Below are 25,828 nucleotides of genomic sequence, written 5' to 3'. Positions count from 1 at the left end.
TCTCGTTTCTCCCTAGTGTCTCCGCTCTCAGGCGGATGATGATTTGCTGCGTTGTAGAACCACCGCGAGCACGATGATGACGCCCTGGATCGTCCCGTTGAGATAGGGCGAGACGAGGTCCGCCAGGATAAGGATGTTGTCGATCAGGCTGAGGATGAGCACGCCCACCACCGTGCCCCACACCCGGCCATAGCCGCCCTTGAGCGCGGTGCCGCCGATGATGACGGCGGCGATGGCCTCCAGCTCCCACAGCATGCCGGTGGAGCCGGAGGCCGAGCCGAGGCGCGGCACATACATGATGGTGGCAAGGCCCACGAGCAGGCCGAGCAGCACATAGGTCAACAGCCGGATGCGCTCGACATTCACCGCCGAGTACAGCGCCACCTTGTCGTTGGAGCCGATGGCCTCGCAATAGCGCCCGAACCGGGTGTGCCGCATCGCGATCTGCCCGGCGATGGCGACGAGGGCGAAGACGATGATCGGCCAGGCGATGCCGAACAGCCCGGAATAATACACCGGCCGGTAGAGCTGGCGCACGCCGAAGTCGAGGCTGATGGTGCCGCCATCGGCGAGCCATGTCACCAGCGAGCGGAAGATGCCCATGGTGCCGAGCGTGACGATGAAGGGCTCGATGCGCGCCTTGGTCACCAGCAGCCCGTTGCCGAGCCCCGCCAGCAACCCGACGCCGAGCGCGATGGCCATGCCCGCCAGCACCAGCGGCACGCCGACGCCCATGGTCGGCAGCAGCGCGTTCATGCCCAGGATCATCACCCCGGCGATGAACGCCGCCATCGAGCCGACCGAAAGGTCCAGCCCGCCCGAGGTGATCACGAAGGTCATGCCCACCGCGATCATGCCGATAAAGGCCGAGCGGGCGAGCACATTGGTGACGTTGCCGGCGGAGAGGAAATTGTCGTTGAGGAAGGCGCCGAGCGCCACCAGCAGGATCAGCGCCAGCAGCGGGCCGAGCGCGGACAGGCTCGGCAGGCGGCGGGCGGCGGCGGGGGCAGCGGTCGGGACGGCGGCGTCAGACATGGGCGCTCCCTTGGGCGGTGTTCATCTTGGCGGCGCTCCCCGGTGCGGCCTCGCCGTCGTCACCGGAGGTCCCCATCACCAGCCGCACCACGGCGGTTTCCGAAATCTGCGCGCCGGAAAGCTCCCCGGCGATCCGGCCCTGTCGCATCACCAGCACCCGGTCGGACAGGCCGAGGATTTCCGGCATGTCGGAGGAAATGACGATGACGCTTTTGCCCTCACCGGCCAGCGCGTCGATGAAGGCGTAGATCTGGCTCTTGGTGCCGACATCGATGCCGCGCGTCGGCTCGTCGATGATCACCACCTCGGGGTCGGACAGCATGGTCTTGGCCAGCAGCAGCTTCTGCTGGTTGCCGCCCGACAGGTTGCCGACCCTAAGATCACGGCGCGGGGCGCGGATGTCGAAATCGGCGATGGCCCGGGTCAGCGCGGCGTCTTCGCGCGCGGCGGAAATGAACGGCGCGCCGAAGCGCGCAAGTGTCGAGAGCGTGAGGTTCTCGCGCAGGGTCTTGTCGAGCAGCAGGCCGCGTTCCTTGCGGTCCTCGGTGAGATAGGCCATGCCCTGCGCCGCCGCCTCGCCCACCGAGGCGATGCGGACCGGCACGCCGTTGCGGCGCACCTCGCCGGTCGACGCCCGCAGCCCGACCAGCCCTTCGGCGAGTTCGGTGCGCCCGGAGCCGACGAGGCCGGAAATGCCGAGCACCTCGCCGCGCTTGAGCGTGAAGGAGATATCCTTCACCAGCGGCGGCACGGAAAAGCCGCGCACCTCCAGCGCGATATCGCCGGCATGGTGGCGCTTGGCGGGATAGATATCCTCAAGGTCGCGGCCGACCATGGCGGTCGCCATGCCGTCCTCGGTGAGCTCCCCGCGCAGCGCCTGCCGCACCACGGCGCCGTCGCGCAGCACGGTGATCCGGTCGGCGAGATGCGTCACCTCCTCCAGCCGGTGCGAGGTGTAGAGCAGCGCGACGCCCTGTTCCCGCAGCCGCTCGATCTGGCGGAACAGCACCTCGACCTCGCGGTGCGTCAGTACGGCGGAGGGCTCGTCCATGATCAGCACCCGCGCCTTCCGCGAGAGGGCCTTGGCGATCTCGACCATCTGGCGGTCGGACACCGGCAGGTCGCGAATGCGCGCTTCCGGGCGGATGGCGCTGTCGAGTTCGTCGAGCAGCGCCTGCGTGCCGGCCCGCATCGCCTTGTGGTCGAGGAACAGCCCGCCCAGCTCGCGCCCGAGATAGATGTTCTCGGCCACGGTGAGATCGGGGGCGAGGTTGAATTCCTGGTGGATGACCACCACGCCCGCCGCTTCCGCCTCGGCGCCGCTGCGATAGGCGGCCGGACGCCCATCCAGCCGGACCTCGCCGGAGCTCGGCGCGACGAAGCCGCCGATGATCTTCATGATCGTCGACTTGCCGGCGCCGTTCTCGCCGATCAGCGCATGCACCTCGCCCGCCCGCAGCGCGAAATCGACGCCGTGCAGGATCTCGATCGGCCCGTAGCTCTTGCGCACACCGACGAGTTCCAGCACCGGCGCCGTCATAGCGTGATCCACGCCGCGTTGCGCTTCGAGGACTGCACGCAGGCATCGATGAAGCGCATGCCGGCGAGCCCGTCGGCGAGCGTGGGAAAGAGCGTGCCGTCCGGTGGCGGCGTGCCCGTCCGGTGCGCCCGGATGGCCCGCGCCGCCTCGGCATAGATGTTGGCGAAGGCTTCCAGATAGCCCTCGGGATGGCCGGGCGGAATGCGCGAGACCCGCGCCGCCTCCGGTCCGCTGCCGGCGCCGTTGCGGGTGATCAGCCGCTTCGGCTCGCCATAGGGCGTGAACCACAGCCGGTTCGGGTCCTCCTGCGCCCAGTCGAGCCCGCCTTTTTCGCCGAAGACCCGCAGGCGCAGGCCGTTCTCGTTGCCTGGCGCCACCTGGCTCGCCCACAACATGCCCTTGGCGCCGCCCTCGAAGCGCAGCAGCACATGGGCGTTGTCGTCGAGCCGCCGGCCGGGCACGAAGCTCGACAGGTCCGCCGCGAGCTTTTCCGGGGTGAGCCCGGAGACGAAGCAGGCGAGATTATAGGCGTGGGTGCCGATATCGCCGGTCGCGCCGCCCGCGCCGGAGCGTTCGGGATCGGTGCGCCATTCCGCCTGCTTGGAGCCGGTGGTTTCCGCCGCCTGGGTCAGCCAGTCCTGCACATATTCCACCTGCACCAGCCGGATGCGGCCGAGCTCGCCCGCCGCCACCATGGCGCGGGCCTGCCGCACCATCGGATAGCCGGTGTAGTTGTGGGTGAGCACGAACAGCGCGTTTGAAGCCTTCGCGGCGGCCGCCAGCTTCTTCGCCTCCGCCGTGGTGGCGGTCAGCGGCTTGTCGCAGATCACGTGGATGCCGCGCTTGAGGAACTCGATGGCGGGGCCGGCATGCATGTGGTTTGGCGTGACGATGGCCACGGCCTCAATGCCATCCTTGCGCCGCGCCTCGGCTTTCGCCATGGCGGTGAAGTCGTCATAGGACCGCGCCAGCCCCAGCTCGGCAGCCGACGCCTGCGCGCGTTCCGGCGTCGACGACAGCGCGCCGGCCACCAGCTGGAACTCACCATCCAGCCGCGCGGCGATGCGGTGCACGGCACCGATGAAGGCCCCCGCGCCGCCGCCCACCATGCCGAGGCGGATCGGCGCGGGTGCCGTGGCCACTGAACCGGCGATCATGGCTCCAGCCCCAGCAGGCGACGATTGGCGGCGCGGTCGGTGCCGGCGGCGGCGAAATCGTCGAAGGCGCGCTCGGTGACGCGGATGATGTGGCTCTTCACGAAGGCCGCGCCCTCGCGCGCGCCGTCCTCGGGATGCTTGAGGCAGCATTCCCATTCGACGACAGCCCAGCCGGGAAAGTCCATCGCCGCCAGCTTGGAGAAGATCGCGCCGAAATCGACCTGCCCGTCGCCCGGGCTGCGGAACCGCCCTGCCCGCTTCAGCCACGGCTGGTAGCCGCCATAGACGCCCTTGCGCCCGGTGGGATTGAACTCGGCATCCTTGACGTGGAACATGCCGATGCGCTCGGCATAAATGTCGAGATGGTCGAGATAATCGAGCTGCTGCAGCACGAAATGCGAAGGGTCGTAGAGCATCTTCGCGCGCGGATGATTGCCAACCCGCTCCAGGAACATCTCGAACGTATCGCCGTCGTGCAGGTCCTCGCCGGGATGGATCTCGAAGCAGAGGTCAACGCCGCAGTCATCGGCATGGTCGAGCAGCGGGCGCCAGCGCCGCGCCAGCTCGTCGAACGCCTCTTCGATCAGGCCCGCCGGGCGCTGCGGCCAAGGATAGACATAGGGCCAGGCCAGCGCGCCGGAAAAGCTGACCATGGCGTTGAGGCCGAGATGCTTGGAGGCGGTGAGCGCCTTCTTCATCTGATCGACCGCCCATTCCTGCCGGGCGGCGGGGTTGCCGTGGACGCTTGACGGCGCGAAGGCGTCGAACATCGCGTCATAGGCGGGATGGACCGCCACAAGCTGGCCCTGCAGATGCGTGGAAAGCTCGGTTACCGCCACGCCGTTGGCCGCGCCCTGCCCCGCCCACTCCTCGCACCAGCCCTTCGAGGCGGCGGCGCGTTCGAGGTCGAGAATGCGCGCATCGTTGGTGGGAACCTGCACGCCCTCATAGCCGCAATCGGCGGCCCAGCGCGTGATCGATGTCCAGCTGTCGAATGGCGCGTCGGCGCCGATGAACTGGGCCAGAAACAGGCCCGGTCCCTTCAAGGTCCGCATCGTCTTCCTCCCGACCGACGTTGAGCCGGCCAACCGTTCTTTTGTTTGTAATCGGTTGCATTGAGCGTAATGCAGTTATGTAATCGATTGCAAGAGGGGCTCTTCCCTAGCGGCAGCAATTGCCAGCCGGCGTGCGCGCCCTCTACAGAGAGGCCATGCAGAACCCGCGACCCAAGATCATCGACGTGGCCCGGCTGGCCGGCGTGTCCACCGCGACGGTGAGCCGGGTGCTGTCACATCCACAGGTCGTCAATGCCGAGACCCGCCGCCTCGTCGAGCAGGCGATCCGCGAGACCGGGTACCGGCTCAATCACGCCGCCCGGAACCTGCGCCACCGGCGCACCGGCGGCGTGGTCGCTCTGGTGCCAAACCTCTCCAATCCGTTCTTCTCGCAGATCCTCGCCGGCATGGCGGCGGTGCTGGCGCCGGCCGGCTACAATCTGCTGATCGCCGATACCCGCACAGAGGGACGCGGCTCGCTGCTGCGCTATGCCGAGCCGAGCCGGGCGGACGGGCTGATCGTGCTGGACGGTTCGCTGCCGGCGGACGAGCTGACGCGACGCACGCCCATAGTGCTCGCCTGCGAATGGATTCCCGGCTTCGCCGCGCCGCGCGTGAAGATCGACAACCGGCAGGCGGCGATACGGGCCGTCGAGCATCTGATCGGGCTCGGCCATCGGCGTATCGCCCATGTCGAGGGACCCGCCGGGAACGTGTTGACCGAGGCGCGGCTCGCCGGCACCCGCGACGCGCTGGCGGCGCACGGGCTGCCGGAGCCGCTGGTCCTCCCCGGCGACTTTTCCCTCGAATCCGGCCGCGTCGCCGCGGGCGGCTGGCTGGCGCTGCCGGCGCAGGAGCGGCCGACCGCCGTGTTTCTCGCCAGCGACGCCATGGCCTGCGGCTTCATTGGCGAGGTCCAGCATCGCGGGCTCAACGTGCCGCGCGACGTCTCGGTGATGGGTTTCGACGATATCGAACTGGTCTCGCACATGACGCCGGCGCTCTCGACCATCCGCCAGCCGCGCGAGGCGATCGGGCGCCAGGCCGCCCACCGCCTGCTCGCCCGCATCGCCGGCGACGCCCAGCCGGACGACACGGTGCTGCCGGTCGAACTCGTGCTGCGCGCCAGCACCGCACCGCCGCTCATTGCCGGCTAAGTCTCCTCGCCGAACAGGTCGCCACGAACGCACGCGGCCTCGGTGGATGCCTCGTCAATCGGTTGGCGGGCGGCAGACCGACATGAGCAGGCTTCGCAGCCATCGGTGCGCCGGGTCCGCCTCCATGCGGGGATGCCACATGGCCGAGACCGCGATGTCGGGCGTTGAGACCGGAAGCGCGAAGCTGGCGCAGCCCTCCATGAGCGAGGCATCGGCAAGGCACGAGCGGGGTATGAGGGCGACGAGATCGGTTTGACGGGCGATGCGCACGGCATCCGGGAAGCCCGGCACCACGGCGACGATCTCCCGCCGGAGCCCCAGCACCGCCAGCGCCTCGTCGACCGGCCCGGTAAAGCGGCCCCGGCGCGAGACCACGACATGCCGGGCCGCGGCGTAGCGTTCCGCGGTCATCGGTCGAGACAGCAGCGGATGCCCGGATCGCACCACGGCTAGGAAGCGGTCGCGAAACAGCAGGCTGGTGCGCACCTCAGGCGCAAAGTCGCCCAGCACCCCGATTTCGATGTCGACCGCCCCTTCGCGCAGAGGTCCGGCCTCCTTGGCGGGCTTGGGCACGAAGCGCAGCCGCGCGCGCGGCGCCGCGTCCAGAACGGCGCCGACCAGAGGCGCGGCGAACAGTCGGATGAACCCTTCATTGGCGCGAAGGGTGAAGCTCCTCTCCAGCGCGCCAAGCTCCAGTCGATCATCCGCCGGGCGCAGAACCTCCTGCACCTCGCGGGTGAGCGCCTGTACCCGGTCACGCAACGCGAGCGCGTGCGGCGTCGGCACCAGCCCGCGACCGGCGCGCACCAGCAGGGGATCGCCGGTCGCGGCCCTGAGCCGTGCCAGCGTCCGGCTCATGGCGGAAGCGCTCAGGCCGAGGCGCCGGGCCGCGCCCGTCACGCTGCCCTCGGCGAGGAGAGCGTCCAAAGCGGGGAGCAGGTTGAGATCGATGGCGTCCATCCTTCGGAGTTTAAACCTCCGGGCGGATCGGACATAGCGTCGAACGCAACAATAGTTTGCATGCCGTGCGTCTGGTGCACGGCTCTGGTCGCGCTCATTTTCCCTTCTGACATTGAAGAGGAAAGGCATTCCCATGACCGAGGCCGACCTCACCACATCCGCCGGCACCGTGCTGATCGTCGGCGCGTCGCGTGGCCTCGGCCAGGCGATGGCGGCTGAATTCGTGGCGCGCGGCTGGAGCGTTATCGGAACCGTGCGCGGCACCGACCGCACGAAGCTGCACGATCTGGCGCAGGCTCATCCCGGCCGCGTCGATATCGAGCCGCTCGACATCACCCGGCCGCACGACATCACCGCCCTGCGCCAGCTTCTGTCCGGGCGCGGCATCGACATGCTGTTCGTCAACGCCGGAACCGCCAACGCCGATCAGGAAGAGACCATCGCGCAGGTGTCGACCGAGGAATTCATCCGCGTGATGGTCACCAACGCGCTCAGCCCGATGCGCGTCGTGGAAGGGTTGCAGGATGTCGTGGCGCCGGCCGGGGTGATCGGCATCATGTCCTCGGGACAGGGCAGCATCGCCAATAATGTGAAGGGCGGCCACGAGGTCTATCGCGGCTCCAAGGCGGCGCTGAACCAGTATATGCGCAGCTACGCCGCCCGCCATGCCGGCGAACCCCGCGCCCTGGTGCTGATGGCGCCCGGCTGGATCCGCACCGATCTGGGCGGGCCCGATGCGCCCTTCACCATGGAGGAAACCGTGCCGCAGATCGTGTCGACGCTGCTCGCGCAGCGCGGCAAGCCCGGCCTGCACTATCTCGATCGCGAGGGACGGACCGTGCCGTGGTGAGCCCTGCCGGGCGACGGCGCGGCTGTATGGCGCCTCACGGGGCCGGCGCCTCGCCATTTTCATGCGCTTGCCGCGCCAGGTCGAGAAAGGCCTGCGCCGCCCGCGTCACGTAGCGCTCGCGGTGGTGGAGAGCGATGAACTGGCGCGACGGCATCTCGAAGCCGATCAGCGCCATGGTCCCGCCGCGGATCGCGCTGTCCACCACGCGCCGCGAGATCACGGTCGCCCCGCTCCCGGCCTCCACCGCCGCGCGGATGGCCTCATTGGAAGGATATTCCAGCACGATGTTCAACTCGCCGGGCGCCAGCCCGAGCGCGGCGAGATGTTCCTCGAAGATCGCGCGGGTGCCCGATCCCGACTCGCGCAGCACCCACGGCCCCTCGCGCAGCTCCGCCAGCGAGCGCGGCGCTCGCCACGCCCAGGGGTGCACCACCGGCGCCACCAGCACCATCTCGTCCTCGGCCACCGGCACCGCCGCCAGCAGCGGATCCTCGATCCGCCCCTCGATGATGCCGAGATCCGCCTCGCCCTGCAGCACGCGGGCGCGGACGACATCGGTATTGCCGATGTCGAGCTTGAGTTCGATACCGGGATAGAGCGCGCGGTAGCGCTGGACGATCCCCGGCAGCCAGTAATTGGCCACGGTCTGGCTGCCAGCGAGCGCGAGCCGGCCACGCGCGAGGCCGGAAAGGTCGACCAGCGCCCGCTCGGCGGCGGCGGCCTGCGCCAGCACCGCGCGCGCCTCGACCAGCAGCACGCGCCCGGCCTCGGTGAGCTCGATACGCCGCCCCACCCGGTCGAACAGCCGCGTGGCATGGGCGCTCTCCAGCGCCGCGATCGCCGCGCTGGTGGCGGATTGGGTGAGGTTGAGCGCCTGCGCCGCCCTCGTCAGGTGCTCGCGCTCGGCGACGGCGACGAAGATGCGCAACTGCTCAAGGGTCATGACGCGGGGCGCAAGCCTCAATCGGTGAGTTTCACCAGCATTAGGCTGAAGCCGGCGATAAAGGCAAAGGCGGCGAGGCCGAGAAGGAACGGCCGGGGCCCCTTGGCGCGCAGCTTGGCAATGTCGGTTTCCAGCCCCATGGCGGCCAGCGCCATCGACAGCAGGAAGGTGGTGAGCCACACCAGCGCGGCCTTTGCTTCCGCCGGAATGGTCACGACGCTGTTCACGCCGATCATGGCGATGAAGCCCAGCACGAACCACGGCACCGGCGGCTTCGCGCTCGCCGCCCCCTTCCCGCCATGGCGCAACCGCCGGCTGGCGAGCGCGCCGAGCACCAGTACCACCGGCGCCAGCAGCATCACTCGCGACAGCTTGGCGATGGTGCCGAACTCGCCGGCGGCCTGCCCGTCCTGATAGGCGGCGGCGACCACCTGGGCGATCTCATGGATCGAAGCGCCGGCCCACAGTCCGTAGGCGTGCGCATCGAGGCCGAGCACGGCCGGCAGCAGCGGATACAGGAACATCGCGACCGAGCCGAACACGGTGACGCAGGCCACCGCATAGGCGACATCCTCATCCGACGCACGGGTCACGGTATTGGTGGCGATCACCGCCGAGGCCCCGCAGATCGAGGTGCCGGCGGCGATCAATTCGGCGAGCTTGGCCTCGACGCCCATCAGCCGGCCGAGATGCACGGTGAAGGTGAAGGTCGCGACCAGCGTCAGCGCGATCACCGCGAAGCCGGCGGCCCCGACCTCCGCCACTTGAGCCGCGGTGAGCTGGAGACCGAGCAGGACGATCGCCGCGCGCAGGAGGCGGCGCAGCGCGAACACCACGCCGGCCTTCGCCCGCGCCGGGGTGCCGATCAGATTGTGGAAGCCGATGCCGATCATGATCGCGAGGATCATCGGGCTGAGCAGCGAGAGCCCGGGAATCTGGCGCAGCCCGAAGGCCACCGCCGCGATGGCGCCGGTCAGCAGCAGGCCGGGCCACGGCCCCAAGCTCCGCGAGGCAACGCTGCGATGCAGGTGAAGTGTCTGCGACGGCGTGACCATGCCGATGCCTCCCTCTGTGATGACGGAGGCATGACACGGCGGCTAACGTTCGATCCAACGCATTATTTCTGACGTTTCGTTCGATTATGACGAACGATCAAACGATCCTCACCATCGGCGCGCCCTCGACCGCGCGACCGATGATCGCCGCGCGCGCGAAGCCGGCGTCGCGAATCCCGGCGAGCAGCCGCTCCACCTCTTCCGGGGCGCATGCGACCAGCAGGCCGCCCGAGGTCTGCGGATCGGTCAGCAGATGCCGGCGCCAGTCCGGCAGGCCGTCCGGCAGGGTGACCGCCTCGCCATAGCTCGCCCAGTTGCGGTGCGAGGCGCCGGTGACGAAGCCCTGCTGCGCCAGCAGCGCGGCTTCGGTCAGGAACGGCAGGCGGTCCGCCGCGATCTCCAGCGCGACGCCCGAGCCGCGCGCCATCTCCAGCCCATGGCCGAGAATGCCGAAGCCGGTGACATCGGTAACCGCATGCACCGCCGCGTCGGCGCCCAGAGCGGTGCCGATGCGGTTCAGCGTGGTCATCGAGGCGATCATCTCATCATAGGCCGGCGGCAGAAGCTGCTCCTTCTTGAACGCGGCGGAATAGACGCCGACGCCGAGCGCCTTGGTGAGGATCAGCGCGTCGCCCGGCCGGGCGCTGCTGTTCTTGCGGATGTGCTCGGGCTGCGCGGTGCCGATCACCGCGAGCCCGTAGATCGGCTCGGGGGAATCGATGGAATGCCCGCCCGCGACTGGAATCCCGGCCTCGGCGGCGATCGAGGCGCCGCCTTTCAATATCTCGCGCACCATCTCGGTCGGCAGCTTGCCGAGCGGCATGCCGAGAATGGCCAGCGCCAGCAGCGGCTTGCCGCCCATGGCGTAGACATCGGAAATCGCGTTGGTCGCGGCGATGCGGCCGAACTGGAACGGGTCGTCCACCATCGGCATGAAGAAGTCGGTCGTGGCGATCAGGCAGGTGTCGTCGTCGAGCTGCCACACCGCCGCATCGTCGCTGCTCTCGGTGCCGACCAGAAGCTGCGCGAACGGCCCGGCCGCCGGCTGCTCGGACAAGAGTTCGCGCAGCACCGAGGGCGCCAGCTTGCAGCCGCATCCCCCGCCATGGGCGAGCGCGGTCAGGCGAAAGGGGGTGTTGTCGGACGGCTTGTCGAGCATAACGCGCTCCTCAAAAATCATGCGTCATCCCGGACGGCCGCGAGGCCGATCCGGGATCGCGTCGGGACATGAACAATCCCGGCTCTGCGCTTCGGCCGGGATGACGCGGGGCCGATCAGGCCGTGATTTCCTTCGACGTGATCGAATATTTGAACAGGTCGGGATCGAGACAGTCGTGGCGCAGGCCCGCCACCTCCGCCTGCGGATACATCAGGAAGCCGAGCTTCGGACCCGAGGAACCCGGCAGGGCGATGTCGTGGCCGTCATTATAGGCGAGCCAGTTGCCCTCCCACGCGCCGAACAGCGCCTTGCGGGCCGCCACCACCTTGGCGTCGTCAAGCGCGTTCTTGCCCGGCGGCTCCTCCAGCACGACCTTGCGCACATCGGCCGGGTCGACCGCGGTCCAGCCGAAGCCATCGAGCCAGACCTCGGCACGGCAGTGCTGGGCCTTGCTCACGGTTGGGGAATTGGCGCCGAGGCTCTTATAGCCGAAGGCGGAGGGCGCGACCCGCAGGCCGTAGACGTCGCGGGCCGGGATGCCGGCGGCGCGGGCGAGGCCGACATAGAGCGCGTTGAGGTCGGCGCATTTTCCGCCAAGATTGCCGGAGGCCAGCAGCGCGGCGATGTCGCCGGTGCCGCAGCCGCGCGTTGAGGCATTGCGATAGGTGTTGTCGACCACCCATTCATAGATCGCGCGCGCCTTCTCGACGTCAGTGGTCTTGCCGGCGACGATCTTGTCGGCGGTCGCCCTCACGATGCCGTCGGTCGGGATCAGGTCGGTGGCCGACAGGAAAAGCTTGCGGTCCTCGGCGCTGAGCGGGGTGACGCTGCCCGGCTTGGCGAAATCGGTGGCGCGGTCGCGCGTGGCGAATTTGGAGGTGATCTCCACCACCGGCGCCGCCTCGCCTTCCTTCCACACCACATGGAGCATCTGCGCCCCGTAATGCGGGTCCTTCACGATCTCCGCCGAGGCGGCGTTGGTGGTCCAGCTGCTGCCGGCGGGCTTGAACCAGTCGTCGCCGGTGAAGGCCGGCAGCGGAATCCACGCCTGCGCCGGGCCGTTCTTGCCGTCGACCGGGGCGACGTCGAGCCGCGTCACCACCTCGAAGTTGCGCCAAGCGGCCGGCTTGGGCGCGAACACGGCAGCGGCCGACGCCGCCACGGCGGGAGACGCGGCCTGTGCCAGCGCGTGGCCGGGAAGGGCGGCAACGGCGGCAAGCCCGGCGCCTGCTTTCAAAAAATCGCGACGGCTGGTCATTGGGTGCTCCCATTTTCTTGTGAAAGGGCAGGAAGAGCGGGAAGAGCGGCATCGCTGCCGGCCTCGTCCGATAGCAATATGTCGAGGACGCGCTCGATCTCGGGCCGGTCCCAGTCGACCGGCATGTCGGCCACGAGCCGCAGCCGATGGGTGCCGTCCAGCAGGAAGGTGGTGGGAAACACCCCGACCTGCCACGCCTTCATGGTGGCCCGGTCAGCGTCGAGCAACACCGGGAACGGCACCGGCTCCTTCTCGAAGAAGCGGCGCACGCGCAGTTCCACCTCGCCGACATCGACGGCGAGGATCGTCACGGGGCGGGGTGCCAGCCGCGCGGCAAGACGCGAAAGCCCCGCCATTTCCTCGCGGCAGGGCTCGCACCATGTCGCAAAAAAGTGAACCAGCACCACCTGGCCGTGCAGTGCAGCAAGGCTCTGCTCACCATGATGCAGCGAGGGAAGATCGATCGATGGAGCCGGCGTGCCGATGCCCGGCCCGGCCACGGGTGCGGCCATCGGCGCCGCCACAGCAAGGCGCTCCGGCGCGGAACACGCCAGAACAGCCAGAGAAGCCATGAGAAATCGAAGACGGGAGCCCCGGCACGCGGGAGCGTCTGGCGCGAGCACGGCGCGATCCTGAATCGCCGCCCGCCCCTCGTCAATCGGTCTCACGGATAAGCCAAGCCGACCGCGCGCGAGATGCTGCACCGCACCAATTGAAGATGTTGGATTCGCACGATTCTTATGCCGCTCCCGGCCCTTGGGTTGTTTGACATTGGACCAGCTAAAAAATAGGCTTTCCCGATCGAATATCCCTATCGGCCAACGGTAACCCTTGGCCATGCCATGAGGGAGGGCCTTCACATGAATATGGAGCTCTCGCGCCGCGCGTTCCTGAGAACGTCGGGTGCGGGTCTTGCCGGGACGACGCTGGGAGCCACGACACTCGGTGCGTTCGGCTTCGGCGAGGCGGAGGCGGCGACCGCCGCCTACATCAAGCCGTTCCATCTGGCGAACACCACCGAAACCCGCAACACCTGCACCTATTGCTCGGTTGCCTGCGGCATCATCATCTATTCCAAGGGCGACCTGAAGAAGGGTGAGAAGGCCGAGATCGTCCATATCGAGGGCGACGCCGACCATCCGACCAATCGCGGCACGCTGTGCCCGAAGGGCGCCGCGCTGCGCGACATCGTGCATTCGGCGCAGCGCCTGCAGTACCCGATGCTGCGCAAGGCGGGCTCTGACAGCTTCGAGCGGATTTCGTGGGATGTGGCGCTCGACAAGATCGCCCGCGCCATGAAGGACGACCGCGATGCCAACTTCATCGCGAAGAACAAGGACGGCACGACCGTCAACCGCTGGCTGACCACGGGCTTCCTCGCCGCCTCGGCCACGACGAACGAGACCGCCTTCACCACCTACAAGGTGGTGCGCTCCACAGGTATGCTGGCATTCGATAACCAGGCACGCGTCTGACACGGCCCGACGGTGGCGAGTCTCGCCCCAACATTCGGCCGCGGTGCAATGACGAATTCCTGGACGGATATCAAGAATACCGACCTCGTCATCATCATGGGCGGCAATGCCGCCGAAGCGCATCCGTGCGGATTCAAATGGGTCACCGAGGCGAAAGCCAACCGTGGCGCCAAGCTGATCGTCGTCGACCCGCGCTATAACCGCTCGGCGTCGGTCGCGGACTTCTATGCGCCGATCCGCCAGGGCTCGGACATCGCCTTCCTGCTCGGCGTCATCAACCAGTGCATCCAGAACGGCACGGTGCAGTGGGACTATGTGAAGGCGTTCACCAACGCGACCTACCTGGTCCGGGACGGCTTCACCTACAGCGATGGCCTGTTCACGGGCTATGACGAGTCCAAGCGCGACTACAACCGCGACGAGTGGGAGTACCAGCTCGGCCCGGACGGCTACGTCATGGTCGACGACACGCTGACCAATCCGCGCTGCGTGTGGAACCTGCTCAAGCAGCACGTCGCCACCTATACGCCCGAGATGGTCGAGCGCATCTGCGGCACGCCGAAGGACAAGTTCCTCAAGGTGGCGCAGATGATCGGCGAGTGCGCGGCGCCGAACAAGGTGATGACCTCGATGTACGCCCTGGGCTGGACCCAGCATTCCAAGGGCGCGCAGAACATCCGCTGCATGGCCATGCTCCAGCTCATCCTGGGCAATGTCGGCCTGCGCGGAGGCGGGGTGAACGCGCTGCGCGGCCATTCCAACATCCAGGGGCTGACCGATATCGGGCTGATGAGCAACCTCATCCCCGGCTATCTGAACATCCCGACGGACAAGGAGACCGACTTTTCGACCTACATGTCGACGCGCGCCTTCAAGCCGCTGCGGCCGAACCAGATGAGCTACTGGCAGAACTACAAGAAGTTCTTCGTCAGCTTCATGAAGTCCATGTTCGGCCCGGCGGCGACGCCTGAGAACGACTGGGCCTATGACTACCTGCCCAAGCTCGACGTGTCCGGCTATGACGTGCTGCGCGCCTTCGAGATGATGAAGCAGGGGAAGATGAACCTCTACTTCTGCCAGGGCTTCAACCCGCTCCAGGCCTTCCCCAACAAGGCCAAGCTCGCCGAGGCGCTGGGCAAGCTCAAGCTGCTCGTCATCATGGACCCGCTGGAGACCGAGACCGCCCGGTTCTGGGAGGATCACGGCGTCTACAACAAGGCCGATCCGGCCGCGGTGAAGACCGAGGTGATCCAGCTTCCCACCACCTGCTTCGCGGAGGACGAGGGCGCGCTGGTCAATTCCGGCCGCTGGCTGCAATGGCACTGGGCGGCGGGCACGCCTCCGGGCGAAGCCAAGCACGACGCCTGGATCATGGCGCAGATCCACCTGCGCCTGAAGGAGCTGTACCGCAAGGAAGGCGGCGCCTTCCCCGATCCGATCGTCAATCTCAACTGGCCCTATGCCGATCCGGGCGAACCGACCCCGGAAGAGCTGGCCAAGGAGATGAACGGCTCGGCGCTGGTCGACGTGTTCGATCCGAACGACCCAACCAAGAAGGTGCTGGAGGCCGGCAAGCAACTCTCCGGCTTCGGGCAGATGCGCGACGACGGCACCACCGCCGGCGGCTGCTGGATCTTCTCCGGCTCCTGGACCGAGGCGGGCAACATGATGGCGCGCCGCGACAATTCCGATCCCGGCCACACCGGCGCCTTCCTCAAATGGTCCTTCGCCTGGCCGGCGAACCGGCGCATCCTCTACAACCGCGCCTCCTGCGACCTCGACGGCAAGCCGTGGGACCCCTCGCGCAAGCTGATCGAATGGGACGGTGCCAAATGGGCGGGCTATGACGTGCCGGACATCGCGCCGACCGCCAAGCCGCAGGATGTCGGGCCGTTCATCATGAACCCGGAAGGCACCGGCCGCCTGTTCGCGCGCAAGATGATGCGCGACGGGCCGTTCCCGGCGCATTACGAGCCGTTCGAGAGCCCGGTCGTCAACGTGGTCGCGCCCAAGGTGCGCGGCAACCCGGTGGCGCGCGTGTTCCCGGACGACTGGAAGCAGTTCGCAGATATCGGCGATCCGGCCTTCCCCTATGCCGGCACCTCCTACCGTCTCACCGAGCATTTCCACTACTGGACCAAGAACAACCATGTGAACGCGGTCCTGCAGCCGGAGCAGTTCGTCGAGATTTCCGAGGAACTGGCGAGGGAGAAGGGGATCACGCTCGGCGGCTGGGTGCGGGTGTGGTCGAAGCGCGGCGAGATCTACGCCAAGGCGGTGGTCACCAAGCGCATCAAGCCGATGACCATCGACGGCAAGACCGTCCACATCGTCGGCGTGCCGATCCACTGGGGCTTCGTCGGTGCCGCCCGCAAGGGCTTCCCGGCGAATGTGCTCACCCCCTTCGTGGGCGACGCCAACATCGAGACGCCGGAATTCAAGGCGTTCATGGTCAATCTCGAGGCCTCCACCGGGCCGGTGGCGTAAGGGAGCAGGCGCGATGTTTCCTCCTATCCCGAACCCCACTTTGCCCCCTCCCGAACCCAAATTCGGCGAGAAGGACATCATGCGGCGGTCGGCGTCCAACGTGACGCCGCCGGCCGAGCGCCTGACGGAAGTCGCCAAGCTGATCGATGTCACCAAGTGCATCGGCTGCAAGGCCTGCCAGGCGGCCTGCCTCGAATGGAACAACCTCACCGAGGAGGTCGGCTTCAACCACGGGGTCTACACCAACCCCATGGACCTGACGCCGGACACCTTCACGCTGATGCGGTTTACCGAGTGGGAGAACCCGGAGACCGAGAACCTCGAATGGCTGATCCGCAAGGATGGCTGCATGCATTGCGAGGATCCCGGCTGCCTGAAGGCCTGCCCCTCGCCGGGCGCGATCGTGCAGTATTCCAACGGCATCGTGGACTTCCAGCACGAGAACTGCATCGGCTGCGGCTACTGCATCAAGGGTTGCCCGTTCGACATCCCGCGCATCTCCAAGGTCGACCACACCGCCTACAAGTGCACGCTGTGCTCCGACCGCGTGGCGGTGGGCCAGGGCCCGGCCTGCCAGAAGGCGTGCCCGACCCAGGCCATCGTGTTCGGCACCAAGGACGAGATGAAGGACTGGGCGGATTTCCGCATCAAGGACCTGAAGTCGCGCGGTTTCGAGAATGCCGGGCTCTATGACCCGCAGGGCGTGGGCGGCACGCATGTCATGTATGTGCTGCACCATGCCGACAAGCCGTCGATCTATGCCGGCCTGCCGGACAATCCGCGCATCTCGCCGATCGTCGAGACCTGGAAGGGCGTTACGAAATATCTGGGCCTCGCGGTGATGGGCTTCGCCGCCGCCGCGGGCGCGCTGCACTATTTCGTCGCCGGCCCGAACAAGGTCACGGAAGAGGACGAGGAGAACGCCGAGAAGCTGACCGAGGGCGCGGCGCCGCCGCCCCCGGCCGACCCCACCCAGAGCCAGGGACATGCGCCATGACGCTTCATGACCCGGCGGCGGGGCCGGTCCCCGCCGATGTCGAGACCGGCGACGCCGTGCATCCCGGCCGTCCGGTGACGGTCGACCGCTACACGGTTGGCGCGCGGATCAATCACTGGATCACCGCCATCAGCCTGGTACTGCTGGCTCTGTCCGGCCTCGCGCTGTTCACGCCCAGCCTGTTCTTCCTCACCGGCCTGTTTGGCGGCGGGCAGATGACGCGCATTCTGCATCCGTGGATCGGCGTCGTGCTGTTCTGCTCCTTCGCCATCCTGTTCGTGCGCTTCTTCAAGGCCAACCTGCCGGCGCGCGAGGACGTGACCTGGGTGGCGCATTCGGCCGATCTTCTCGCCGGGCGCGAGGAGAAGATGCCCGAAGTCGGCAAGTACAATGCCGGCCAGAAGGGTGTGTTCTGGGCGATGTCGGCGCTGATCCTGATCCTGATCGCCTCCGGCATCGTGATGTGGGACCAGTACTTCTTCGACCTCACCACCATCGAGCAGAAGCGCATCGCCATTCTGGTGCATTCGATCACGGCGGTAGTGATCATCTGCGTCTGGATCGTCCATGTTTACGCGGCGATCTGGGTCAAGGGCACCATCAGCGCCATGACGCGCGGCCAGGTCACAGGCGGCTGGGCGTGGCGCCATCACCGCAAATGGCTGCGCGAACTGGTGCGCCGGCCCGGCGCGCCCGCCGAATAGCGTGCCAGTGTACATCGCCGCCCCGCGAGGGGCTTGATACGGCGGCGCCTGCGCCCCAGTTGGCAGCAGAGCGCCGTCTTTCTTCGACAACCACGTGGCCCGTGCGGTTCGTGAGGTAGTGATGCCGTCCCATCCCCGAGCCTTCTCGCTTCCCGAGGCCGACCCGACCGCGATCGGCAATGTCTCGACCCCGCCTTTCGCGGTCCTGCCCGATCCCTCGCACCTGTTCGCGACGCGCGCGGCGCGGCTGCGGGCCTATGCCGGGGTGAGCCCGGCGGCGGATTATCTCAATTTCGTCGCCGGCCTCGTCGAGGCGCAGCACGCCATTCTCCCCGGCCTGCCCGAGCCCGAGCGCCCGGATTTCGAGACGCTGGAGCGCGCGGCGGCCTATGGCATGCCCCCGCTTGACCGCGCGCGCTTCACCCTGGACGCGGCGGCCGAGACCACGCTTGACCGCCTGTTCGATGCCGCTGCCGCGCTGCCCATGCCGGCCCCGGCCGCCCGTGCGCTAAAAAGGGTGCGCGCCGGAGGCGACCGCGCGAGCATGGTCGCCGATGTGCTGGCGTCCTCGCTGCCGATGGAAAGCCTTGCCGAGCATGTCTTCATCGCCGCCGGGCTTCAGGTGCATTTCGCCCGCCTCGCCGCCGGCCTCGATCCCCGGGCGCTGGTCCCGGTGGGCGATGGGCTGTGCCCGTGCTGCGGCGGCCCGCCGGTCGCCTCGCTGATCGTGGAGTGGCCCAACGCCCATGGCAGCCGGTTCTGCGCCTGCGGCCTGTGCGCCACGCTCTGGCACTATGTGCGCATCCGCTGCACCTCCTGCGGCTCGACCAAGGGCATCGGCTATCAGGAAGTCGAGGGCGGTCCCGGCACGGTGAAGGCCGAGACCTGCGACGAGTGCCGCACCTATGTGAAGGTGATGTACCAGAACAAGGACACCGGTATCGAACCGCTGGCCGATGATGTCGGCTCGCTCGGGCTCGACATGATGATGCAGGACGGGCCCTATAAGCGCGCCGCGTTCAACCCGTTCCTCATCGGCTATTGAGGGGCGCGCGATGGCGGACCTCTCCTCGCCCCCGGCGAACCTCAAGGCCCGGCTGCGCGACTTGCCGGCGGTCGATGCAGTGCTGAAGACGCCCTGCGCCGCGCTGCTGGTCGAGCGCCATGGCCGCCCGGCCGCCACCTCGGCGATACGCGCCGCGCTGGAGACCGCGCGCGCTGCAGTCCTCGACGGCTCGGCCCTCGCCCTGCCCTCGGCGGACCATCTCGCCACGCATGCGCAGGCGCTGCTGGAGCGCGCCGCGCGCTCGAGCCTGCGCCCGGTGTTCAACCTCACCGGCACGGTGCTGCACACCAATCTCGGCCGCGCTTTGCTGGCGGAAGAGGCGATCGAGGCGGCGAGCGAGGCCATGCGCGCCGCGGTTTCGCTGGAGTTCGACCTCGACACCGGCACGCGCGGCGAGCGCGACGACCATGTGCGCGACCTTCTGATCGAGCTGACCGGCGCGGAAGACGCCACCGTGGTCAACAACAACGCGGCCGCCGTGCTTCTGGTGCTGAACACCCTTGGCGCCGGCCGCGAAGCCGTGGTCTCGCGCGGCGAGCTGATCGAAATCGGCGGCGCCTTCCGCATGCCCGACATCATGCAGCGCGCCGGGGTGAGGCTGGTCGAGATCGGCACCACCAACCGCACCCACCCGAAGGACTATGAAGGCGCGATCACCCCCGAGACCGGGCTGGTGCTGAAGGTCCACACCTCGAATTACCGCATCGAGGGCTTCACCAAGGAGGTGCCGGCCCGCGAGCTCTCCGCCATCGCCCGCGCGCGGGGCGTGCCGCTGGTCAACGATCTCGGCTCCGGCACGCTCATCGACCTCGCCCGCTTCGGCCTCGGCCACGAGCCGACCGTGCGCGACTGCGTGAATGAGGGCGCGGATATCGTTACTTTCTCCGGCGACAAGCTGCTGGGCGGACCGCAGACGGGCTTCATCGTCGGGAGCAGGGACCTCATCGCCGCAATCAACAAGAACCCGATGAAGCGCGCGCTGCGGGTCGACAAGATCCGCCTCGCGGCGCTGGCCGCGACGCTCAAGCTCTATCGCGACCCCGACCGGCTCGCCGCAAAGCTGCCGACGCTGCGCCTGCTCGCCCGCACGCGCGACGACATTTATGCGCAGGCGCTGGCGCTGCGCGAGAAACTGGCGCCGCTCTTCGCCCCCGGCTTTTCCGTCCAGCTCATTGACTGCGCCAGCCAGATCGGCTCCGGCGCGCTGCCGCTGGAAACGCTGCCGAGCGCCGGGCTCGCGCTTCGCCCGAACGAGGGCCGCTCCAGCGGCGCACTGAACGCGCTAGCCGGCGCCCTGCGCGAACTCCCCGTGCCGGTGGTCGGGCGCATCGAGGACGGCGCGCTGGTGCTCGACCTGCGCTGCCTTGAGGACGAGGCCGCGTTCCTTGCCACCCTGAACGCGCTGTCGGTGCCGTCATGATCATCGGCACCGCCGGCCATATCGACCACGGCAAGACCGCGCTGGTCGGCGCGCTGACGGGCGTCGATACCGACCGGCTGAAGGAGGAGAAGGCGCGCGGCATCTCCATCGATCTCGGCTTCGCCTATCTGCCAACGGAGGCCGGCACGCTCGGCTTCATCGACGTGCCCGGCCATGAGCGGCTGATCCACACCATGCTGGCCGGGGCGAGCGGCATCGACCTCGCGCTGCTGATCGTCGCCGCCGATGACGGGGTGATGCCGCAGACCCGCGAGCACCTCGCCCTGCTTGACCTGCTCGGCATTTCGCGCGGCGTCGTGGCGCTCTCCAAAGCCGACCTGGTGGATGACGTCCGACGCGCCGATGTCACCGCCGAAATCGCCGATCTGCTGGCCGGCACCTCGCTGGAAGGCGCCCCCATCCTTGCCGTCTCCGCCGTCACCGGTGAGGGTGTCGAGGCGCTGCGCATGCGCCTCGTCGAGGAGGCCCGCGCCTTCGCCGCCCGCGCAGTCAATGGCGGGTTCCGCCTCGCGGTCGACCGCTGCTTCACCCTCGCAGGCGCCGGCACCGTGGTCACCGGCACCGTGCTGTCGGGCGAAGTGAGGATCGGCGACCAGCTGACCGTCAGCCCCTCCGGCCTTGCCGCGCGGGTGCGCTCGATCCACGCCCAGAACCGCAAGGCCGAAGCCGGCCGCGCCGGCGACCGCTGCGCACTGAACCTTGCCGGCGAAGCGATTTCCCACGAGGCGATCGCGCGCGGCGACGTGGTGCTGGCGCCCGCCCTGCACGCTCCCACCCTGCGCATTGACGCCACGCTGCGGGTTCTGGCGAGCGAGCCCAGGCCTCTCGGGCAATGGTTTCCGGTACGCTTCCATCACGGATCCGTGGAAGTCGGCGCCCGGTTGGTCCCGCTCTCCGGCGACACGCTCGCGCCCGGCGAGGAAGCGCTGGTGCAGATTGTGCTGGAACGGCCGATCGCGGCTGCCGTCGGCGATCGCTATGTGGTGCGCGACACATCGGCCCGGCGCACCATTGGCGGCGGGCGGCTGCTCGACCTGCGGGCACCGGCCCGCAAGCGACGGCTCCCCGCCCGCCTCGCCCAGCTCGCGGCGATGCAGCCGAGCGACCCGGCCGACTCCCTCGTCAGTCTTCTGGCCGTCGAGCCGTGGCATGTCGATCTCGCCGCCTTCGCCCGCGACCGCGCGCTGGGCGAGGACGCCGCCCGCGAACTCGCCGGGCGGCTCGATCTTGTGGCCTTCCCTACCGGCGCCCTCATCACCGCGCTCACCGCCGAGCGCTGGGCGCTGTTTTCCGACGCGCTCCTCACCGAGCTCGCCCGGTTCCATGAGGCCAATCCGGACCTCGCCGGCATCGGCGGGGAAAAGCTGCGCCTGTCGCTGACCCCGGCTTTGCCCAAGCCCGCCTTCGCGGAAGCGCTGAAGCGGTTCGCTGGCGCAGGGCGGATCGCGCTCGACGGCGCCTGGGTGCGGCTCGCCGACCACGAGGTGCGCCTCGGTCGCGATGACGAGCTGCTCTGGGAGGCGATCGCGCCAAAGCTCGGCGGCGACGAGCGCTTCCGCCCGCCGCGGGTGCGCGACCTTGCCGGCGCGCTTGGCGAACCGGAAGCCGATATCCGGCGGCTGATGAAGCTGCTGGGCCGCATGGGGCAGGTCGACGAGGTGGCGCACGACCACTTCTTCCTGCGGGCCACCGTCACCGAGATGGTCGCTGTCGCACGCGATCTCGCCGCGGCGAGCCCCGGCGGACAGTTCGCCGTCGCCGCCTTCCGCGATCATATCGAGCAGGGCGGGCATGCGGTCGGGCGCAAGGTCGCGGTGCAGATCCTGGAATTTCTCGACCGCCACGGCGTCACGCTGCGCCGGGGAGATCTCAGGCGGATCAACCATCACCGTCTGGACCTGTTCGGCGTGATCGACGAGATTGGGCGCGGGGTGGAAACACCCGAAACAGCGACGAACGACGTGCCGACGACTTCTGGAGGAGAAGCGTCCCTGGTGGGGCGTCCGGGCTTCAAACCCGGGAAGGGCCGCGAGCCGGTCCTTGGTGGGTTCGACTCCCACTCTCTTCCGCCATCACCTGACCCGTCGCGCTGAACCTGCCGGCGAGCGAGATGTCGGCGATCACTGGCAGATGATCGGAGCACGCCCGCGCCGCCGGATCGGTCCACGACGCCAATAGTGGCGCGGTGCTGTAGACGCGGTCGAGCCGCAGCACCGGGCGCCGCGCGGGAAAGCTGCGCAACCGCGTGCGCTCGGCAAAGGCGCCGGCAAGGCTCTTGCGCACCGGGCGCCAGGGGAACCAGTCGTTGAAGTCGCCCATCATCAGCGACAGGTCGTCATCCTTGCCCGCCGCGGCGATCTCCACCAGCCGGCGCGCCTGCATCCAACGCTCGGTGATCGCGAGGCCGAGATGCACCGCTACCACATGACAGGAGAGATTTCCGATCCTTACCCGCGCCTCGATCGCCGAGCGCGGCTCGCGCCGGCGGTGCGACATGTCGTGGATCACGACGTCGGTCAGCGGCCAACGGCTGTAGAGCGCGTGGCCGTAGTCGCCGTCCGGCCCGACAATGGTGCGCGCGTGCGCTAGATGTCCGTTGCCGCCGGCAAGACCGGCGAGCGGGGCGAGGCATTGCGGCCCGCGTCCCCGTGTGTCGATCTCCTGCAGCGCCAGAATGTCCGGCTCATGCCGGGCCACGAGATCGCGCACCCGGCCGAGATCGAAGCGCCGGTCAGGACCGATGCCGCGATGCACGTTCCAGCTCATCACGCGCAACCTGTCGGGCACGGGCACGCTCATGCAACCGGGCGATAGCGCGCGATGAGCCATTGCAGACCGACGCCCATCACTACCCACAGCAACACGAACAGCGCGAGGAGCGCGATCCCGCCGGCCGAGGGATTGGTGAACAGGTCGGCGAGTTGCTGACCGAGCGCCGACATCACCAATATGCCCGGCGTGAGCCCCACCGCGGTGCCGACGATATAGTCGAAGAAGCGCAGGCCCGAGGCCCCGGCCACCAGGTTGACGAAGGTGAAGGGCGCGAGCGGGACCAACCGCACCGCCGCCACCGCCATCACGCCCCGGCTGAGCAAGGCCCGGCGTATCCGGTTGGTGCGAGGCCCGATTACCCGGCGCAGCGGACCGGCGCCGAGATAGCGCCCCGCGCCATAGGTCACGGTGGCGCTGGCGAGCGCGCCGGCCATGGCGAGCATCGCCCCGGCCCAGCCGCCGAACACGGCGATGGTGGCGAACACCAGAAGCGTGATCGGAAACACCACGCATTCCGCGACCAGGAACAGCGCGATCACCGCGAACGGCGCCCAGGGCCGCTCGGAAACCGCTTCGATGGACTGCACAATGCGGTCGGTCTGGCCGAGCGGCGACATCTGCCACACCAGCGCGACCAGCAGCAGCACCACCAGCGCAAGACCCGCCTTGATGATCAGCCCCTTCTTGAGGCCGCCCGCCGGCATGGCCCGCTCGCCATCCTCGTCGAAAGGCTCAGGCGGATCGGCGACGGCATCGAGCGAGGGGTCGCTCGCCACGATACCGCTTGCCGCGTCCTTGACGCGGCGCAGGCCGCGCCCGGCGCGGTCGATGCTGCTATCCAGCAATGCCAGCATGGAACCTCCCTTATCCCAGACGCGCGCAATGTCCGTCGCCTCAAGGCCGGCATGCTCGGCCAGCAGCCGGTCGCGTATCTGCGCGATGCCCGCGCGCTCGGCCTCGTTGCGCGCAGCGACAACCAGATCGCACTCGCTGTCGAGGCCCATGGAGCGGTTGCACAGATTGGCGGAGCCGATGCGGAGCACCTCGTCGTCGACGATCAGCACCTTCGAGTGGACCATGACATCCTCGTCGGTCCCGTCCGCACTTCCCTGCGGAAAGAGCAGGCGCACCCGCTCCTCGACGCCGGCCTCTTCGAGAATTCCCATGAAGCGCAGCCGTCCGCCGATCATCACCCGGCGCTCGACCCAGCCCTCATAGTCGCGCGGCACGACGATCACCGCTTCGAGTTCCGGCCGCTCGATCATGCGCTGGGCCAGCGCCTTGGCGGTGCCGACATGGGTGACGAACTGGTTCTCGATATAGACCAGCCGCTCGGCGCGCCCGACCATGTCCTCGAACAGGCGCACCACCTCGGTCACCGGCGCCTCGCGGCCAAAGGCCGGCAGGGTGCGGGCGATGCCGACGGTCACATCGCGGAAATCCGGCTCCAACCCGGCGGGCCAGCGGCTCGGCACGTCGCCGCGCCGGACCACGCGCGGCGGGCGTATCTGCTCGCAGGCCGCGCGCCGCCAGCGCTGGCGCGCCAGCTCGGCCAGAGCGCGCGCCGCCTCGCCATCCACCGCCATCTGGACATCGTGGAACGGCGGATAGACCACCCCGGCCGGATCGGCCCGCCGCGCGTCGCCCGGCGTGTGGTCGCTGGTGTCCCAGCGCCGGATGGTGAGGTCGAGCCCGCCGGAAAAGGCGAGCACATCGTCGATCACCGCCAGCTTCTGGTGATGCGAGGCGCCGATCGGCAGCACGTCGTCGAGGCAGATCTCGATCTGCGCCGGGGTGCGCCAAAGAAAAGAGATGATCGGCGCCAGCTCGCGCTGGAGCGCGAATACCATGGAGTAGTCCCACAGCAGCAGCCTTATGCGAAGCCGGGGCCGCCGCTTGACCAGCGCGGAAAGGAACGCGCCAAGCGTCTCGGGCAAGCCGTCGTCGCAGCTGCCGGAGGGGCCGACCAGCCGGGTGCGGCTGTCGATGTCCCAGCCGACGATCATGATCGAATGCTCGGCGGCCAGCATGGCCTGACGCAGCGCGCCGAAATAGGCGGCGGCGTCAATCAGCACCGCCGCGCGTTCCGCCCTGGCTAGCCGCCAGACGTTGCGGCCAGGCACGAGGAGCGGGGTCGCCGCCGTGGCGTCGGGCGGCCGTTGGGACGTCGAGATACGGTCGAGCAAGGTGCGTCTTTTCCTGTGCGAAGTCGCGGAACAACGCGCTGCAGCGCGAAAAGATCGCCGCCATCGCACCTTTTCATGCGGGATCGGCTTTTTACGCCGACATCGTTCCGCCCGCCGTCAAATCGGCGGCACGGCGGGCGGAACCATCGGCTCCCGCGCGGGCAGATCGATCGGGATAGGCGGCGGCTCGTCGGCCGGCTCGTCGATGTCCGGCCGGATGTCGGGGTCCTGGTCCGGCGGTGTTACCGGATCCTCCACCACCGGATCGGGAAGTTGCTCAGGATCGCGAGTAGGGCTGCCGGGCCCCTCGGGGGCGCGCGGACCGTTGAAACTGTGCATGGCCATGTTCGTCCTGCCCCTAACGCCGTTCGGGATCGATGTTCGGCTCCGGCAAAGGCGGGGCCGGCGAGGGATCGCCAATGTTTGGCGGCACCGGATCCGTAATGATCGGGACGTCGGGATCGTGAACCGGGGCGGGCACGGGATCGTGCACCGGCGCCGGAGCCGGCGGGGGCGAAGGCTGGGGATTGG

General features: G+C 68.5%; 19 protein-coding genes, 1 tRNA gene and 2 pseudogenes. 9 read left to right on the top strand and 13 right to left on the bottom strand.

Features of this window, described 5'->3' with window-relative positions; all coding sequences use genetic code 11:
* Positions 1–27 precede the first annotated feature (27 nt).
* Genes VRZ77_RS18360 through VRZ77_RS18345 form a run of 4 tightly spaced genes read right to left on the bottom strand, consistent with a single transcriptional unit; the run spans position 28 to position 4,787 of the window.
* Positions 28–1,035: an ABC transporter permease gene (locus tag VRZ77_RS18360; protein WP_414594031.1), complete on the bottom strand. Its 1,008-nt coding sequence runs from the start codon at positions 1,033–1,035 to the stop codon at positions 28–30.
* Positions 1,028–2,575, bottom strand: coding sequence for a sugar ABC transporter ATP-binding protein (locus tag VRZ77_RS18355; protein WP_414594030.1), 1,548 nt, complete (start codon positions 2,573–2,575; stop codon positions 1,028–1,030). Before VRZ77_RS18355 ends, VRZ77_RS18360 begins: the two co-directional genes overlap by 8 nt.
* On the bottom strand, positions 2,572–3,732 hold the full coding sequence (locus VRZ77_RS18350) for a Gfo/Idh/MocA family protein (protein WP_414594029.1): 1,161 nt from the start codon (positions 3,730–3,732) through the stop codon (positions 2,572–2,574). The genes VRZ77_RS18355 and VRZ77_RS18350 overlap by 4 nt, the downstream gene beginning before the upstream one ends.
* Positions 3,729–4,787, bottom strand: a complete 1,059-nt coding sequence (locus tag VRZ77_RS18345; RefSeq protein ID WP_414594028.1) for a sugar phosphate isomerase/epimerase family protein — start codon at positions 4,785–4,787, stop codon at positions 3,729–3,731. The genes VRZ77_RS18350 and VRZ77_RS18345 overlap by 4 nt, the downstream gene beginning before the upstream one ends.
* 155 nt (positions 4,788–4,942) lie before the next feature.
* On the opposite strand from VRZ77_RS18345, the gene VRZ77_RS18340 reads away from it, so the two are divergent.
* Complete coding sequence (locus VRZ77_RS18340; protein ID WP_414594027.1) at positions 4,943–5,944, top strand: LacI family DNA-binding transcriptional regulator; 1,002 nt, start codon at positions 4,943–4,945, stop codon at positions 5,942–5,944.
* A gap of 54 nt (positions 5,945–5,998) precedes the next feature.
* Here the strand turns inward: VRZ77_RS18340 and VRZ77_RS18335 are convergent, their stop codons facing one another.
* Positions 5,999–6,904: a LysR family transcriptional regulator gene (locus tag VRZ77_RS18335; RefSeq protein WP_414594026.1), complete on the bottom strand. Its 906-nt coding sequence runs from the start codon at positions 6,902–6,904 to the stop codon at positions 5,999–6,001.
* Between the two features lie 133 nt (positions 6,905–7,037).
* Between VRZ77_RS18335 and VRZ77_RS18330 the strand changes: the two genes are divergently transcribed.
* On the top strand, positions 7,038–7,754 hold the full coding sequence (locus VRZ77_RS18330) for an SDR family oxidoreductase (protein WP_414594025.1): 717 nt from the start codon (positions 7,038–7,040) through the stop codon (positions 7,752–7,754).
* A gap of 34 nt (positions 7,755–7,788) precedes the next feature.
* On the opposite strand, the gene VRZ77_RS18325 is transcribed toward VRZ77_RS18330, so the two are convergent.
* The 5 genes from VRZ77_RS18325 to VRZ77_RS18305 all read right to left on the bottom strand — a co-directional run bounded on the left by VRZ77_RS18325 (position 7,789) and on the right by VRZ77_RS18305 (position 13,008).
* A complete protein-coding gene (locus tag VRZ77_RS18325; protein ID WP_414594024.1) occupies positions 7,789–8,697 on the bottom strand; it encodes a LysR family transcriptional regulator in 909 nt (302 codons plus the stop codon).
* 17 nt (positions 8,698–8,714) lie between these two features.
* Entirely contained in the window at positions 8,715–9,752 is a 1,038-nt protein-coding gene (locus VRZ77_RS18320; protein ID WP_414594023.1) for a YeiH family protein, read from the bottom strand.
* A 97-nt stretch (positions 9,753–9,849) separates the two neighbouring features.
* Complete coding sequence (gene selD / locus VRZ77_RS18315) at positions 9,850–10,911, bottom strand: selenide, water dikinase SelD (protein WP_414594022.1); 1,062 nt, start codon at positions 10,909–10,911, stop codon at positions 9,850–9,852.
* Between the two features lie 115 nt (positions 10,912–11,026).
* Positions 11,027–12,169 (bottom strand): transglutaminase-like domain-containing protein, encoded by a 1,143-nt coding sequence (locus tag VRZ77_RS18310; RefSeq protein WP_414594021.1) that lies wholly within the window; start codon positions 12,167–12,169, stop codon positions 11,027–11,029.
* Positions 12,166–13,008, bottom strand: coding sequence for a TlpA family protein disulfide reductase (locus VRZ77_RS18305; RefSeq protein ID WP_414594020.1), 843 nt, complete (start codon positions 13,006–13,008; stop codon positions 12,166–12,168). The genes VRZ77_RS18310 and VRZ77_RS18305 overlap by 4 nt, the downstream gene beginning before the upstream one ends.
* A 21-nt stretch (positions 13,009–13,029) precedes the next feature.
* Between VRZ77_RS18305 and fdnG the strand changes: the two genes are divergently transcribed.
* The 7 genes and pseudogenes from fdnG (at position 13,030) to VRZ77_RS18270 (ending at position 22,411) form a co-directional block, all read left to right on the top strand.
* Positions 13,030–16,131 (top strand): formate dehydrogenase-N subunit alpha, encoded by a 3,102-nt coding sequence (gene fdnG, locus VRZ77_RS18300; protein ID WP_414594019.1) that lies wholly within the window; start codon positions 13,030–13,032, stop codon positions 16,129–16,131.
* 13 nt (positions 16,132–16,144) lie between these two features.
* A complete protein-coding gene (gene fdxH / locus VRZ77_RS18295) occupies positions 16,145–17,128 on the top strand; it encodes a formate dehydrogenase subunit beta (RefSeq protein WP_414594018.1) in 984 nt (327 codons plus the stop codon).
* Positions 17,125–17,832, top strand: coding sequence for a formate dehydrogenase subunit gamma (locus VRZ77_RS18290; RefSeq protein WP_414594017.1), 708 nt, complete (start codon positions 17,125–17,127; stop codon positions 17,830–17,832). The genes fdxH and VRZ77_RS18290 overlap by 4 nt, the downstream gene beginning before the upstream one ends.
* A gap of 121 nt (positions 17,833–17,953) precedes the next feature.
* On the top strand, positions 17,954–18,877 hold the full coding sequence (fdhE, locus tag VRZ77_RS18285) for a formate dehydrogenase accessory protein FdhE (RefSeq protein ID WP_414594016.1): 924 nt from the start codon (positions 17,954–17,956) through the stop codon (positions 18,875–18,877).
* A gap of 10 nt (positions 18,878–18,887) precedes the next feature.
* Positions 18,888–20,318 carry an L-seryl-tRNA(Sec) selenium transferase gene (selA, locus tag VRZ77_RS18280; RefSeq protein ID WP_414594015.1) on the top strand — a complete coding sequence of 477 codons (1,431 nt, stop codon included), beginning with the start codon at positions 18,888–18,890 and terminating at the stop codon, positions 20,316–20,318.
* Positions 20,315–22,159, top strand: a pseudogene (selB, locus tag VRZ77_RS18275) (selenocysteine-specific translation elongation factor); the annotation flags it as partial. The gene selA and the pseudogene selB, both read left to right, overlap by 4 nt.
* A 156-nt stretch (positions 22,160–22,315) precedes the next feature.
* A tRNA-Sec gene (locus VRZ77_RS18270) sits at positions 22,316–22,411 on the top strand.
* A 70-nt stretch (positions 22,412–22,481) separates the two neighbouring features.
* Here the strand turns inward: VRZ77_RS18270 and VRZ77_RS18265 are convergent.
* From VRZ77_RS18265 to VRZ77_RS18255, 3 genes and pseudogenes are all read right to left on the bottom strand, one after another.
* Positions 22,482–23,105: pseudogene (locus VRZ77_RS18265) on the bottom strand (endonuclease/exonuclease/phosphatase family protein); the annotation flags it as partial.
* Between the two features lie 29 nt (positions 23,106–23,134).
* Positions 23,135–25,297 (bottom strand): VTT domain-containing protein, encoded by a 2,163-nt coding sequence (locus VRZ77_RS18260; RefSeq protein WP_414594014.1) that lies wholly within the window; start codon positions 25,295–25,297, stop codon positions 23,135–23,137.
* Positions 25,298–25,414: 117 nt separating this feature from the next.
* Complete coding sequence (locus tag VRZ77_RS18255; RefSeq protein ID WP_414594013.1) at positions 25,415–25,642, bottom strand: hypothetical protein; 228 nt, start codon at positions 25,640–25,642, stop codon at positions 25,415–25,417.
* Between the last annotated feature and the right edge of the window lie 186 nt (positions 25,643–25,828).

This window comes from Ancylobacter sp. G4_0304 (genome assembly GCF_047501495.1).
Taxonomy (GTDB): domain Bacteria; phylum Pseudomonadota; class Alphaproteobacteria; order Rhizobiales; family Xanthobacteraceae; genus Ancylobacter.
Note: the sequence above shows the minus strand (reverse complement) of the source record. Positions and strands in the feature narration are given on the sequence as shown.